Genomic DNA, 13,373 nt, shown 5'->3' with positions numbered 1-13,373 from the left:
CTGAGGTCGCGGGAAAACGCCGGGAACCCCCGGAAACTTCCGGCGTTACCGCAGCGTTCCAGCGAACTCGATTGGCCGGCCCTCACCGCGGGTCAGCCACCCACCCCGTGAACAGAGGCATTCCCGTCTCCACATGCACGATCTCGTAGTGGAACGGGCGGTCGAGGATCAGCTCGCGTTGGGGTTCGGGCGCTGCGGCTGAGCCCACGGCGTTAAGTTGAGTGACGGCCGACGCGATGGTGCCCTTCTCGGCAACCGTAATGTTGGCGGCCTGCGCAGCCTGTGTCAGTTTCATGTCCGACTGGATGGCGTTGAAGTCCTTGTCCGTAGCCAGCATCTGGTTGAGTCCAAGTGTTTCGAAGACCTTTCGCAGGTCGAACGTGGTCTTGTGGTCCCACTTGGGCAGCTGCAGGTGGACCGTATCCAAAGGGGCGCTGCTCAATCCGGCCGCCACCTCACCCAGCATCTCCGCAGAAACCGCAGCCGAACCAGCCGAACCCGACGCACCGCCGTCGGGCAGTATCAGCCGCATCACGAAGCCCTCGGCGTAAGGCAGGTCCACAGCTTTCCATCCGGGAGCTTCCGCGTAGGCCATCGTGAGCGATGAGTGCATGGTTGGCGTGTTGATCACCTCACCGCCGGCCTTGGTAAAGGGCGCGTCCGAGGTGTCGCTCGCGTCGAAGGGCTCTTGCCAGGCGGCGGCGAAATAGAGGGTATTGAGCAGGCTGAACGTGTTGTCGGAATCGTATTGTGCGGGTGCTTCCTTGATCCGACCCCCGGTGTTCCTGCTGACCCAGCGGTCGATGGCCGGTTTGGTGACGGCCTCGTCCCGGAACGACACCGGGTACACCCCCGTGCCGAAATGTTTGGCGAGCGTGGCCAGGAAGGCCTCGCCGGTAGGGACGCCTCTATCAATGAACAGCCCGTTGGCAGCATGCATCACCGGCTTGCGCGGCGGGTCGTCTTCGTCCACCGAGCCGGGGTCGCCGTCGAACTTTTCCAAGGAGGCGAGCAGCGCGTTCATCGCTTCGTCGCGCCCCTCGGTGGGCAACCCCAGAGCTGAGTCCATCTCCGTGGCCGTGGCACCCGAGGCACCTGCGCGGAGCATGCTCAACGCGATCAACAGGCTTGCCGGCGACGACACGACGTTCCCGTTGGAACTCTCGCCGCCATCGGCGAGCAAGGCGGCACCGAGCTTGCGCGCTGACGCGTTGAAGGCTTTAAACTGCGCCGGGTAGTCCGCCGTGTGCACCGACGCCCGGGTCACGCCGTCGGCCGTTTGGAGTTCGACGCCGGATGGTTGGGGTGCGCAGGCGCTGAGAGTCGCAGAACCACTTACCACTGCGGCTGCCGCGATGGCCGCGGCCACCTTCCGGACTGAATTCATGGCGCATCCCCTGCTTGGCGTTGTCTTCACATGGTGCCCCCTTTGACGTGGGAACTCACTCGATGTGAGAGAGGGATCGCCAAATGTTGCCGGAAGGTGATAGACGGTCACGCTCAAGCACGAGTGATGTGAGAGAGCGTGGGGCTCAAGCACGAGTGATGTGAGAGAGCATCAGCGGTCGGAGTGCGCCGCCAGGAAGCTGTACACCTCGGTCTCGTCCACGCCGGGGAAGGCTCCTGGAGGCATGGCCGCGAGCAGGTGCGAATGCGCCCTGGCGGATGGCCAGGCGTTGCCCGCCCACTCGTTGGCGAGAGAGGCCGGCGGCCGCTTGCAGCAATTGGGATCCGGGCAGTTGGACGTGGCCCGGGCCGTGGTCTCCCGACCGCGGAACCATTTCACGTGCTGGTAGGGAACACCGATACTGAGTGAGAACTCGCCGTTGGCTGACCGCTCGGTGCGCGCTGTGCACCAGTACGTTCCCGAGGGTGTGTCGGTGTACTGGCTGTAAGCGCTGAACTTGTCTGGCACGTCGAACACGGCACGTGAGGTCCACGCCTTGCACGATGGCTGCCCCTCAATGGCCCCGGTATGGTCCTGCGGGAAGGTGACACCGTCGTTCTCGTACGCCTTGTAGATGATGCCGGACTGGTGCGTCTTCTGGAAATGCGTGGTGATGCCGAGGTGCTTCGTGGCCAGGTTGGTGAAGCGGTGCGCGGCGGTCTCGTAGGACACGGCGAAAGCATCCCGAATGTCTTCCACAGCGATTTCCTTGGCCGCTTTGGCTTTTTGCAGGAACTCCACCGTTGCTTGCTCCGGCAGCAACAAAGCAGCCGCGAAGTAGTTGGTGGCCACCCTCTGTGCCAGGAAATCCCCGTAGTTGCGCGGAGTTTCGTGTCCCAGGACGTAATGGCCCAGCGCCTGGAGGAGGACCGACCGGGGATCATGGTCCTGGCGTTGATTCTGCGTCAGGTAAATTCTGCGGTTCTTCAAGTCCGTCACGGACCGTGTGGAGTGCGGCAAATCGCCCACATGATGAAGGGAAAAACCGAGGTTCTCGGCGATGTCGGCAATGACGTGCTGGCTCAGCGGACCGGTGGTGTAGCCGACCCCTTTGAGGACCTTCTGCGCCTCGGCCTCATACTCGGGGAAATAGTTACCGCGCTCGCGCATCATGGCACGCAACTCGCCGTTGGCACGGCGGGCTTCTTCCGGCGTCGCAACTTGCTCATTAAGTTTGCGTTCGAGCTCCTGCAGCAGCCCCACCTGCGACTCCAGCACATCAAGCGGAAGCCGCGAGCTGATGCGGATTTTCGGCAGGTTCAGGGACTCGTAGAGTGGTCCGCGCTGGTACCGCTCGAGCTCGATTTCCAGCGCAGCCCTGCGACTCGGCGGCTCGGCCCCCAACAGCTGGTCGATGCTCACATTCAGCGACACGGCCAGCTGCTGCAGCAACCCCAGTTTGGGCTCCCGCTTGCCGTTTTCAAGCAGGCTCAGCTGGCTTGGTGCGGTCCCGACGGCGGCACTCAAGTCGTCCAGCGTCAGTCCGGCCTGCTTGCGCAGGTGGCGCACGCGGCGGCCAAGGCTGATGACGTCCAGTTCAGGGGGCGCAGGCGACAACGACGGCGATGCGACTTCACGATTCCAGCTCACAGGCGACATTTCTTGAGAATACGCGAAGAAGTGCATTTCTTTCCATAGTTTTCCTCTAGCAACCCTCTTGGAAGTGCAGAAAAGTAGGACTTACGAAAAAGAAAGACAGACCCCGGGCAAGCCGGCCGATGCAGCAAAGGCGCAGCGGAGGCCGGCCCGGGAGCCCCACTTGGATATTAGGAGACATGCAATGACCGCATCGTTTGAACCCGCAGAACAGTCCGCAGAGCAGCAGGCAGCGGCGCTGGAACTTGAATGGTCTGCCAACCCGCGGTGGGAAGGCGTCACCCGTGATTACTCGGCCACCGACGTCGTCCGCCTCCGCGGCCGCGTCTCCGAAGAGCACACCCTGGCCCGCCGCGGTTCGGAGAAGCTCTGGAAGCAGCTCACCGAGGAAGCTCCCACCGGCGGCTACACCAACGCGTTGGGCGCACTGACCGGCAACCAGGCAGTGCAGCAGGTCAAGGCCGGCCTCCGCGCCATCTACCTCTCCGGCTGGCAGGTGGCAGCAGACGCCAACCTCTCGGGCCAGACCTACCCGGACCAGTCCCTCTACCCGGCCAACTCGGTCCCGCAGGTTGTCCGCCGCATCAACAACGCACTGCTCCGCGCAGACCAGATTGAGTATGCCGAGGGCGTCAAGACCGTTGAGGACTGGCTGGTCCCGATCGTCGCCGATGCCGAAGCAGGTTTCGGTGGCCCGCTGAACGCCTACGAACTCATGAAATCCATGATCACCGCCGGTGCCTCAGGCGTTCACTGGGAAGACCAGCTCGCTTCCGAAAAGAAGTGCGGACACCTGGGCGGTAAGGTGCTGATCCCCACCCAGCAGCACATCCGGACCCTGAACGCCGCCCGCCTGGCAGCCGACGTCGCCGACACTCCCACCGTCGTCATCGCCCGCACCGACGCCGAAGCAGCAACCCTGATCACCTCCGACGTTGACGAGCGCGACCAGGAATTCATCCTCCGCGAAGGCGGACAGCCGGTTCGTACCGCCGAGGGCTTCTACAAGGTCCGCAACGGCATCGAACCCTGCATCGCCCGTGCCAAGGCCTACGCACCGTACTCCGACCTCATCTGGATGGAGACCGGCACCCCGGACCTGGAGCTGGCCCGTAAGTTCGCCGAATCGGTCAAAGCCGAGTTCCCGGACCAGATGCTTTCCTACAACTGCTCCCCGTCCTTCAACTGGCGCAAGCACCTGGACGACACCACCATCGCCAAGTTCCAGCGCGAACTCGGTGCCATGGGCTTCACGTTCCAGTTCATCACCCTGGCCGGCTTCCACGCCCTGAACTACTCGATGTTCGACCTCGCCCACGGCTACGCCCGTGAAGGCATGAGCGCCTACGTCGAGCTCCAGGAAAAGGAATTCGCCTCCGAATCCCGCGGCTACACCGCTACCAAGCACCAGCGCGAGGTCGGCACCGGCTACTTCGACGACATCGCAACCGCGCTCAACCCGAACGCATCCACCCTGGCCCTGGTGGGATCCACCGAAGAAGGCCAGTTCCACTAACCAAAACGCCCAAAGGTGAGCTGTTCGCTTCGCTCACCGGAAGGCACGACGGCGGCACTCACCGCCCCCGGCCGGATGGGGGAATCCGGAAGCGTGCGTAAAAGGGGCCCTGTCCCGGACGCCGGCCGAGTCCCGCGAGGCCATGCGGCCGGGATGGGGAATAGCACGCGGAGGACTTCCCCTCCCGGCCCCAACCCACCCAGGCAAGTGCCGCCGTCGAACCTTTTTAGGAGAATTAGAATGAACAGCTTCACTGACAACTTCACCATCAATGGCATCACTATCACCGCGCAGCCCATCTGCCGGCAGAACGAGGTTTTGACTCCGGACGCCTTGGAGTTCATCGGCAAGTTGCACAGGGCTACTGCTGATCGTCGTCAGGAGCTGATGCAGGCACGGCACGCCCGCCGTAACCAGATTTCCGGTGGCCAGGATCCGCGGTTCCTGCCGCAAACCGAGGGCATCCGGAATGATCCGACCTGGCGTGTAGCTCCCCCGGCTCCGGGTTTGGAGGACCGCCGCGTGGAGATCACGGGCCCGGTGGACAAGAAGATGACCATCAACGCCTTGAACTCCGGGGCCAAGGTCTGGCTGGCCGACATGGAGGACTCGTCCACGCCGACGTGGCGCAACGTCATCCAGGGCCAGCTGAACCTGACCGATGCTTTGGAGCGGCGCATCGACTTCACGTCCCCTGAGGGCAAGGAGTACAAGCTCAAGTCCGCCGAGGACCTGCCCACCATCGTGGTCCGTCCCCGTGGCTGGCACCTGCCCGAGAAGCACATGCTGATCGACGGCAAGCCGATCGCCGGCGGCATTGTGGACTTCGGTTTGTTCTTCTTCCACAACGCCCGCCGCCTGCTCGCCCAGGGCAAGGGCCCGTACTTCTACCTGCCGAAGATCGAAAACCACCTCGAAGCCCGCCTGTGGAACGACATCTTCGTCCTGGCCCAGGACCTGCTCGGCATCCCGCAGGGCACCATTCGTGCCACTGTCCTGATCGAAACCATCACGGCCGCGTTCGAGATGGAAGAGATCCTTTACGAACTGCGCGACCATGCGTCGGGTTTGAACGCCGGCCGCTGGGACTACATCTTCTCCCTGATCAAGAACTTCCGCACCCGCGGACCGCGTTTTGTGCTCCCGGACCGCGGCCAGGTGACCATGACCCAGCCGTTCATGCGCGCTTACACCGAGCAACTGGTCCGGGCCTGCCACCGTCGCGGGGCAATGGCGATCGGTGGGATGGCCGCAGCTGTTCCCAACCGCAAGGACGAAGCCGCCAACACCGCGTCCTTCGAGAAAGTCCGCGCCGACAAGACCCGTGAGGCCAACGACGGTTTTGATGGTTCGTGGGTGGCCCACCCGGATCTGGTGCCGGTATGCCGGGAAGTGTTCGACTCAGTTCTCGGAAACCGCCCCAACCAGTTGGATCGCTCCCGCGAGGATGTCACCCCCGATGACCGCGCACTGATCGACATCGCCAGCACCGAGGGAACCATCACCGAGGGCGGGGTCCGCCTGAACATCGAGGTAGGCATCCGGTACATCGAGTCCTGGCTGCGCGGCAACGGAGCTGTGGCCATCCACAACCTCATGGAAGACGCCGCCACCGCCGAGATCTCCCGGTCCCAGCTGTGGCAGTGGATCCACTCCCACGCCATCACCGACCACGGCGATATCATCACCCGCGAATGGGTGGAAGACATGCTGGACGAGGAATACGCCCGCCTGGAACGCTTCGATGGAGACCGCTTCGCTGACGCCCGCGCCATCTTCGAAGAAGTCACACTGGCCGAAGAATTCCCCACCTTCCTGACCATCCCCGCCTACGCCCGTTTCCTCACCGAGGCCCGTGAAGAGGCCACGGAGGAGGAACTCGTCGCCGCCTAGCTTTTCGCTGGCCAGCGACACACCAAGCCCCGACGCTGGGCTGCCTGCACTCTTCGCAACAAGTGACCCCGACCGTCGGGGAGGCAGCCCAGCAGCGGGGCTTACCCATGCCCAGCCGATTTACCGCTGCCGGGCCACCCAGCGCACGGACAACGTGGTGCACACACAGAACGTCAGGACCGAGCCGAGGATCACGAACAGCGGCACCGTCCAGCCGTCGGTAACACTGTGCACGAACCCGATGGCAGTGGGAGCCAACGCAGCGAAGCAGTAGCCCACCCCCTGCACCACGGCGGACATCCTGCCGGCGGCGGCCTGAGATTGGGCGAACTTGATGATGGCTATGAAGATCACCGTGATGCCGCCACCTTGGGCAATACCGCCCAGCGAGGACCACATCCACCACCACGAAGGTGCCAGCAGCAAGCCCACGGGTACGGTCAGCCACAGCGCGCTCAAGGTGACCGCAACCGTCGTCGTACTGGCGAAACGAGCCAGGAGTGGTACGCCCAGGCCGCCCACAATCGCGAAGATTTGGAAGAGGGAGGATCCTGCCCCGGCTTCGGCGGTGCCCATGGCGAGTTCATCGGAGAGGAAGCTCGGGAGCCAGGCGGTAACCCCGTAGTAGGAGAACGCCTGCCCCGCGAAGCCGAGTGTGAGGCCCACAGTCAGCCAGCGGACACCCGCGACGCGCCCCGCCGGGGAAGCCGGAGGAGCAGGAACCGCAAGGGGAACAAACGCCCGGCGGGCTCCAACTGTAGGAACCCAGAACAGAATCGCGGCCAAAGCCAGCAGAGCACTGGCCGCGAGGGAAAGCCGCCACCCCACCAGCTCAGCAAGGGGCGCAGTTGCCACTGAGGTGAGGAACGAGCCAACATTCAGCGCGGCGGTGTAAACGCCCATCGCGGTCGCCTGGCGCCGGGGTGCGAAGTCGCGCCGGATGATCAGCGGCACCGCGATGTTGCCGATGGTGATGGCCACGCCAATGACCACCGTGCCCACCATCACCGAGGCACCGCCACCGCTGGAGCGGATGATCACGCCGGCCAACACTCCGAGCAACGTCAGCATGACGGCGAACTCGGCCCCAAACCGGCGTCCCGCCAGCGAAGCCAACGGGGAAGCGAGGGAGAAGCACAGCACGGGAATGCCAGTCAGCAGTCCAAGCTCAACCGGCGAGAAGCCGAGGTCCTGCTGCAGCGAATCGACCACGGGAGCCACAGCCACAAAGGGGCCGCGCATATTCAGGGCAATGAGGCCAATGCACGCAAGGATCAGCCAGCCGCGGGGAACTTTAGCGAGGAACTGGGTCATCGGGCGCAGGGGCAAGCACAGAATGCAGGAGGAGTTTTCATCACTTTCATTGCTATCACGCCCTCATCCGGCAACCGGTACCCAACAAGACCTAACCCGCTGCTTGGAGCGTGGCCTCAATCACGGCCGGCGACAAGACATGCTGGGTCACCATTTGGCTGGCGCCCAGGACCGCGGCACGCTGGCCTGCCATGGAGATGCCGATGCGCAGGTGCGTGGTGGCCAGCGGCAAGGACCGCCGGTAGACCACTTCGCGGATGCCGGCCACAAGGTGCTCGCCGGACTCCCCCACACTGCCGCCGATGATGATCATGGACGGATTGAGCAGGTTGACCACGGTGGCCAGCACATCGCCGACGTCGCGCCCCGCCTGCCGCAGCGCCTGGATCGCCTGCAGATTTCCTTCACCAACGAGCCTGAGGACATCACCGCCGGTAGACGCTTCCAGTCCCTGGGCCTGCAGCTGACGCGCGACGGCGGGACCTGATGCAAGCGCCTCAAGGCATCCGTGATTGCCACACCGGCAGAGAACGTCGTCGCCGCGTGGGACACGGACGTGGCCGAGGTCGCCGGCGGTGCCGTTGGCGCCGCGCTGCAATTGACCACTGCTGATGATGCCGGCTCCGATGCCCGTAGCCACTTTGATGAACAGGAAGTTCTGGTGGTCCGGCCAGTAGGCGGTGCGCTCGCCGAGCGCCATGATGTTGACGTCGTTGTCCACCAGGACAGGAACCGGCCAAGAACGCTGAACGTAGGAGACGACGTCGAATCCGTCCCAGCCAGGCATGATCGGCGGCTTTACGGGTCGCCCGGTATGGTGCTCCACAGGCCCGGGCAATCCGATTCCCATGCCGGCGAGGTCGCCGGGTTTCCGTCCGGCTTCGGCCAGGAGTTCACGGCCCGCAGCCACCACGCGGCCCAGGACCGCATCCGGCCCGTCGGCGACTTCCTGCGCCAGGCGCCGCTCGGCCAGGACGCTGCCGCCGAGGTCGGTGACGGCAACAATCACGTGGGTGGCTCCGACGTCGACGGCCAGGACCACCCTCGCGGCGGGGTTGAAAGCAAAGCGCGACGGCGGCCTGCCGCCACTGGAGGAAGCCTCACCGGCGGGACCCACAAGTCCGGAACTGATGAGGGCGTCAATGCGGGCAGCAACGGTGGAACGGGCCAGTCCAGTGGTTTCAACAAGCTCAGCACGTGTACGGGCCCTGCCGTCGCGGAGGAGCTGAAACAAATTCCCAGGGCGTGAAAGGTTGCCGGCCTCTGGCGCGGAGGTTCTTCCGGCGTCAGTTCCGGCAGCTGTTGTCATCCACATAGTGAAGCACGATTGCTTATGCATGTCATCCACCAGAACTTTGTCAGAATATCTTCGACTTTTGCTAGACGATCGGCAAAAGTCCCTCTAGGCTGAAATAAGTGCTCGAACAGTCCATTGCCGGGCGGAATCGGTAGCTCCCCCAGTGGGTGCTCACTAGACTGGCGCCAAGTCCCTGATCTCCCGGAAACACCCTCTCCCGAAAAGGAACCCAATGTCGTATTCACTTCAGCTGTACACCCTCCGCGATGCCATCCAGGAGGACTTGCCGGGAACCATCAGGAAGGTCGCCGGGATCGGTTTCACGCAGGTGGAGCCGTACAACTTTGTGGCCACGGCCAAGGAACTCGGTGCAGCGTTGAAGGAGAACGGCCTGACCGCGCCGTCCGGGCACGCCCCGCTGTTGTCCCAGGACCAGGACGAGATCTTCGCAGCCGCCAAGGAACTGGGCATCACCACGGTGATCGATCCTTTCCTTCCCGCGGAGCACTGGCAGGACGCCGAAACCATCCAGGCCACCGCCGCCAAGCTCAACGCCGCAGCGAAGAAGGGCGCCGGGTACGGCATCCGCGTGGGGTACCACAACCACGCCTGGGAGCTGGAGTCCACCATCGAGGGCAAAACCGCACTGGAATACTTCGAAGGGTTGCTGGACCCGGAAGTGGTCCTGGAAATAGACACCTACTGGGTAGCCGTCGGCGGCCAGGATCCCGTGGAAGTCCTGGCCCGCCTGGGTGACCGGGTAAAGCTCATCCACATCAAGGACGGCCCGGCCACCACCGACACCAAAGCCCAACAGCCCGCAGGCCAGGGCACCATCCCGGTCCTGGACGTCATCGCCGCAGCGAAGTCACTGGAAGTAGGCGTGGTGGAATTTGATGACTACTCCGGCGACATCTTCGAAGGCATCACCCAAAGCCTGGCCTACCTCACCGCCGCAGCCAGCGCAGACGCAGCCGAAGGAGTACAGGCATGAGCTTCGCACCCTCCACCCGTAAAGGCCCCGTAGGTGTTGCCGTCATCGGCGCAGGCAACATCAGCAAGCAGTACCTGGACAACCTCACCACCTTCCCTGATGTGAAGGTCCTGGTTGTCGCGGACCTCTTCGCCGAAGCCGCGCAGGCCCGCGCCAAGGAATACGGCATCGCCGAATTCGGCACCCCGGAGCTGGCACTGACCCACCCCGACGTCGAACTCATCATCAACCTGACCATCCCCGCAGCCCATGTGGAGGTCGCCACCGCCGCGGTGGCCGCCGGCAAACACGTCTGGACCGAGAAGCCTTTCTCCCTGGACCGCGACTCCGGGCTGGGGTTGCTTAAAGCTGCCGACGCCGCGGGCATCCGGCTCGGCACCGCCCCGGACACCTTCCTCGGCGCCGGTTTGCAGACCGCCCGCCGCATCATCGAACGCGGTGACATCGGCACACCGTTGACGGGCATGACCACGTTCCAGACCCCAGGTCCGGAATCCTGGCACCCGAACCCCGCGTTCCTCTTCCAGCATGGCGCCGGTCCCCTGTTCGACATGGGCCCGTACTACCTCACGGCCTTGATTCAGACCTTCGGATCCGTCCGCAAGGTCGCCGCCGTCGGCTCATCGGCGAAGGCCACCCGCATCATCGGTTCCGGACCCAAAGCCGGCGAGGAATTCGCCGTCGAGGTCCCTACCCATGTCTCCGCGATGGCGCAGTTCGAGGGCGGGCAGTCCTCCCACAGCGTCTTCTCCTTCGAATCCCCGCGCCAGCGCATGGGCTTCGTGGAAATCACCGGCTCCGAAGCGACCCTGTCCCTCCCGGACCCGAACAACTTCGACGGCGACCTGAAGCTCTGGCGCCCAGGCGCTGAAGAGCCCGAGATCATCCCCGCCACAGGCCCGGCCAACGGACGTGGCATGGGGGCCCTGGACATGGCACGCGCCCTCCGTTCCGGCCTCCCGCACCGCGCCACCGGCGACCTCGCCTACCACGTACTGGACACCATGGTCTCGATCGCAGAGTCCATGGAATCCGGCACGTTCGTACACGTCACCAGCAACGCACCCGTCTCGGCCGCCCTCCCCGAGGACTGGGCACCCGAAACAGCAACGCTTTCCTAAGCAGCGAGGACCCACATCCATGACCACTCCTCCACACCTGCCCTCCACCTTGGGAGTGGCCGCTATTGGTTACGCCTTCATGGGGAAGGCCCACTCGAATGCCTGGCGGAACGTCGCCAGCTTCTTCGACGTCCCGGGGTTCGAACAGAAAGTGCTGGTTGGCCGGGACGCCGAGGCCGTTGCGGAAGCCGCTGCCAAGTACGGCTGGACCGAATCCGCCACCGACTGGCGCTCCGTCATTGAACGGGACGACATCCACATCATCGACATCTGCGCGCCGGGGTGGATGCACGCCGAAATCGCCATCGCTGCTTTGGAGGCGGGTAAGCATGTGCTCGTGGAGAAGCCGCTGGCCAACACCTTGGGTGAAGCCGAGTTGATGACCGCCGCGGCCGCCAAAGCCCGTGCCCGCGGGGTCCAGTCGATGATCGGATTCAACTACCGCCGCGTCCCGGCGTTGGCGCTGGCCCGCGAACTCATCGCCGAAGGACGTCTCGGCACCATCCGGCACGTCCGCGGCGCCTATCTGCAGGACTGGCTCACCGACGCGAAGTCCCCCATGTCCTGGCGCCTGCGGAAGGAAACCGCCGGTTCCGGTGCACTGGGCGATATCGCCTCGCACGCCATCGACCAGATCCTGTTCCTCCTCGGTGACACCGTCACTGAGGTCACCGGCCGCCTGAACACCTTCGTTGACCGCCGCCCCGGGCCGCAGGGCCCGGAAGATGTCACGGTCGACGACGCCGCTTGGGCTACGCTCACACTCGCCTCCGGAGCAATCGCCTCGGTGGAAGCGTCCCGCGTGGCTACGGGCCAGAAGAACTCCCTCAAGCTCGAAATTTACGGGGAAAAGGGAACCATTCTCTTTGACTTGGAGGCCCTGAACGAACTCGGTTTCCTTGACGCGACCGCACCGGTTCGCGAGCAGGGCTTCCGCCGGATCCTGGTCAACGAACCGGAGCACCCGTACCTTGGAGCGTGGTGGCCACAGGGTCACATCATCGGCTGGGAACACACTTTCACGCACCAGATCCGGGACTTCCTCACCGCGATCGCGGCCGGTGAGTCGCCGTCGCCGTCGTTCGAGGATGGGCTGAACGTCCAGCACATCCTGGCCGCCGTGGAAGAGTCCGCGGCCGCCAAAAGCTCACTGATCCAGCTCAACGCATCCGCTACTGAAGGAGCCTGACATGCCCCGCCCGTACACCTTGTTTACCGGCCAGTGGGCCGACCTCCCCTTCGAGGAAGTCGCGCGCCTTGCCTCGGGCTGGGGCTATGACGGCCTGGAAATCGCCGTCTCCGGAGACCACCTGGACGCCTGGCGCTGGGACGAACCCGGCTACGTCGAGTCCAAACTGGCTGTCCTGGAGAAGTACAACCTGAAGGTCTGGGCCATCTCCAACCACCTCAAAGGCCAGGCCGTCTGCGATGACCCCATCGACTTCCGCCACGAAGCCATCGTCGGCTCACGTGTCTGGGGTGACGGGGAGCCCGAGGGCGTCCGCCAACGCGCCGCCGAAGAAATGAAGCACACCGCACGCCTCGCCCGCGCCCTGGGCGTGGACACCGTGGTGGGGTTCACCGGTTCTTCCATCTGGCAGTACGTGGCCATGTTCCCGCCCGTCCCCGAGAAAGTCATCGAGGCCGGCTACCAGGACTTCGCCGACCGCTGGAACCCCATCCTGGACGTCTTCGACGAAAACGGTGTCCGCTTCGCCCACGAAGTCCACCCGAGTGAGATCGCCTACGACTACTGGACCACCGTCCGGACCCTCGAAGCGATCGGCCACCGCGAAGCGTTCGGCCTGAACTGGGACCCCTCCCACTTCATGTGGCAGGGCATCGACCCTGTGTCCTTCATCTGGGACTTCAAGGACCGGATCTACCACGTGGACTGCAAGGACACCAAGCTGCGCCCCACCGGCCGCAACACGGTCATGGGCTCCCACCTGCCCTGGGGCGACCCGCGCCGCGGATGGGACTTCGTCTCCGCCGGACGCGGCGACGTGCCCTGGGAATCCTCGTTCCGTGCCCTCACTGCCATCGGCTACAACGGACCCATCTCCGTGGAATGGGAAGACGCAGGCATGGACCGACTCCACGGCGCCCCCGAAGCCCTCGCCGCCCTCAAGAAGTTCGACTTCCCGGCGTCGCAGACCTCCTTCGACGCCGCATTCAGCAGCAAGGACTAACAC

10 protein-coding genes are annotated in these 13,373 nt (G+C 64.3%); 6 read left to right on the top strand and 4 right to left on the bottom strand.

Annotated features, from left to right (window positions below):
- Positions 1-82: 82 nt before the first annotated feature.
- Positions 83-1,387, bottom strand: coding sequence for a serpin family protein (locus QEH68_RS03885; protein WP_280626631.1), 1,305 nt, complete (start codon positions 1,385-1,387; stop codon positions 83-85).
- A gap of 171 nt (positions 1,388-1,558) precedes the next feature.
- Positions 1,559-3,073, bottom strand: coding sequence for an XRE family transcriptional regulator (locus QEH68_RS03880; protein WP_207597461.1), 1,515 nt, complete (start codon positions 3,071-3,073; stop codon positions 1,559-1,561).
- Between the two features lie 154 nt (positions 3,074-3,227).
- On the opposite strand from QEH68_RS03880, the gene aceA reads away from it, so the two are divergent.
- Both aceA and aceB read left to right on the top strand, forming a co-directional pair.
- Positions 3,228-4,559 (top strand): isocitrate lyase, encoded by a 1,332-nt coding sequence (aceA, locus tag QEH68_RS03875; RefSeq protein WP_089593676.1) that lies wholly within the window; start codon positions 3,228-3,230, stop codon positions 4,557-4,559.
- Positions 4,560-4,799: 240 nt separating this feature from the next.
- Positions 4,800-6,452 (top strand): malate synthase A, encoded by a 1,653-nt coding sequence (gene aceB / locus QEH68_RS03870; protein ID WP_280626627.1) that lies wholly within the window; start codon positions 4,800-4,802, stop codon positions 6,450-6,452.
- Between the two features lie 120 nt (positions 6,453-6,572).
- Here the strand turns inward: aceB and QEH68_RS03865 are convergent, their stop codons facing one another.
- The gene (locus tag QEH68_RS03865; protein ID WP_280626625.1) at positions 6,573-7,766 is read right to left on the bottom strand and encodes an MFS transporter; all 1,194 of its coding nucleotides are present in this window, start codon (positions 7,764-7,766) and stop codon (positions 6,573-6,575) included.
- A 91-nt stretch (positions 7,767-7,857) separates the two neighbouring features.
- Positions 7,858-9,075 carry an ROK family transcriptional regulator gene (locus tag QEH68_RS03860; RefSeq protein ID WP_207596231.1) on the bottom strand — a complete coding sequence of 406 codons (1,218 nt, stop codon included), beginning with the start codon at positions 9,073-9,075 and terminating at the stop codon, positions 7,858-7,860.
- 220 nt (positions 9,076-9,295) lie between these two features.
- Here QEH68_RS03860 and QEH68_RS03855 point away from each other — a divergent pair, with 220 nt between their 5' ends.
- The 4 genes from QEH68_RS03855 to QEH68_RS03840 are packed head-to-tail and all read left to right on the top strand — an operon-like array spanning position 9,296 to position 13,370.
- Entirely contained in the window at positions 9,296-10,057 is a 762-nt protein-coding gene (locus QEH68_RS03855; protein WP_207596230.1) for a sugar phosphate isomerase/epimerase, read from the top strand.
- Entirely contained in the window at positions 10,054-11,178 is a 1,125-nt protein-coding gene (locus QEH68_RS03850) for a Gfo/Idh/MocA family oxidoreductase (protein WP_280626622.1), read from the top strand. The genes QEH68_RS03855 and QEH68_RS03850 overlap by 4 nt, the downstream gene beginning before the upstream one ends.
- Positions 11,179-11,197: 19 nt before the next feature.
- Positions 11,198-12,367, top strand: a complete 1,170-nt coding sequence (locus QEH68_RS03845) for a Gfo/Idh/MocA family oxidoreductase (protein ID WP_280626620.1) — start codon at positions 11,198-11,200, stop codon at positions 12,365-12,367.
- A 1-nt stretch (position 12,368) separates the two neighbouring features.
- On the top strand, positions 12,369-13,370 hold the full coding sequence (locus QEH68_RS03840; RefSeq protein WP_280626618.1) for a sugar phosphate isomerase/epimerase family protein: 1,002 nt from the start codon (positions 12,369-12,371) through the stop codon (positions 13,368-13,370).
- Positions 13,371-13,373 lie beyond the last annotated feature (3 nt).

The sequence above is a fragment of the Paenarthrobacter sp. OM7 genome, assembly GCF_029873575.1.
GTDB lineage: Bacteria > Actinomycetota > Actinomycetes > Actinomycetales > Micrococcaceae > Arthrobacter.
Note: the sequence above shows the minus strand (reverse complement) of the source record. Positions and strands in the feature narration are given on the sequence as shown.

What these genes read in the sequence shown, in the direction of transcription:
- QEH68_RS03840 (WP_280626618.1), top strand. Translation starts at nt 12,369, where the DNA reads ATGCCCCGCCCGTACACCTTGTTTACCGGCCAGTGGGCCGACCTCCCC.
- aceA (WP_089593676.1), top strand. Translation starts at nt 3,228, where the DNA reads ATGACCGCATCGTTTGAACCCGCAGAACAGTCCGCAGAGCAGCAGGCA.
- QEH68_RS03845 (WP_280626620.1), top strand. Translation starts at nt 11,198, where the DNA reads ATGACCACTCCTCCACACCTGCCCTCCACCTTGGGAGTGGCCGCTATT.
- aceB (WP_280626627.1), top strand. Translation starts at nt 4,800, where the DNA reads ATGAACAGCTTCACTGACAACTTCACCATCAATGGCATCACTATCACC.
- QEH68_RS03865 (WP_280626625.1), bottom strand. Translation starts at nt 7,766, where the DNA reads ATGACCCAGTTCCTCGCTAAAGTTCCCCGCGGCTGGCTGATCCTTGCG.
- QEH68_RS03880 (WP_207597461.1), bottom strand. Translation starts at nt 3,073, where the DNA reads ATGCACTTCTTCGCGTATTCTCAAGAAATGTCGCCTGTGAGCTGGAAT.
- QEH68_RS03850 (WP_280626622.1), top strand. Translation starts at nt 10,054, where the DNA reads ATGAGCTTCGCACCCTCCACCCGTAAAGGCCCCGTAGGTGTTGCCGTC.
- QEH68_RS03860 (WP_207596231.1), bottom strand. Translation starts at nt 9,075, where the DNA reads ATGACAACAGCTGCCGGAACTGACGCCGGAAGAACCTCCGCGCCAGAG.
- QEH68_RS03855 (WP_207596230.1), top strand. Translation starts at nt 9,296, where the DNA reads ATGTCGTATTCACTTCAGCTGTACACCCTCCGCGATGCCATCCAGGAG.
- QEH68_RS03885 (WP_280626631.1), bottom strand. Translation starts at nt 1,387, where the DNA reads ATGAATTCAGTCCGGAAGGTGGCCGCGGCCATCGCGGCAGCCGCAGTG.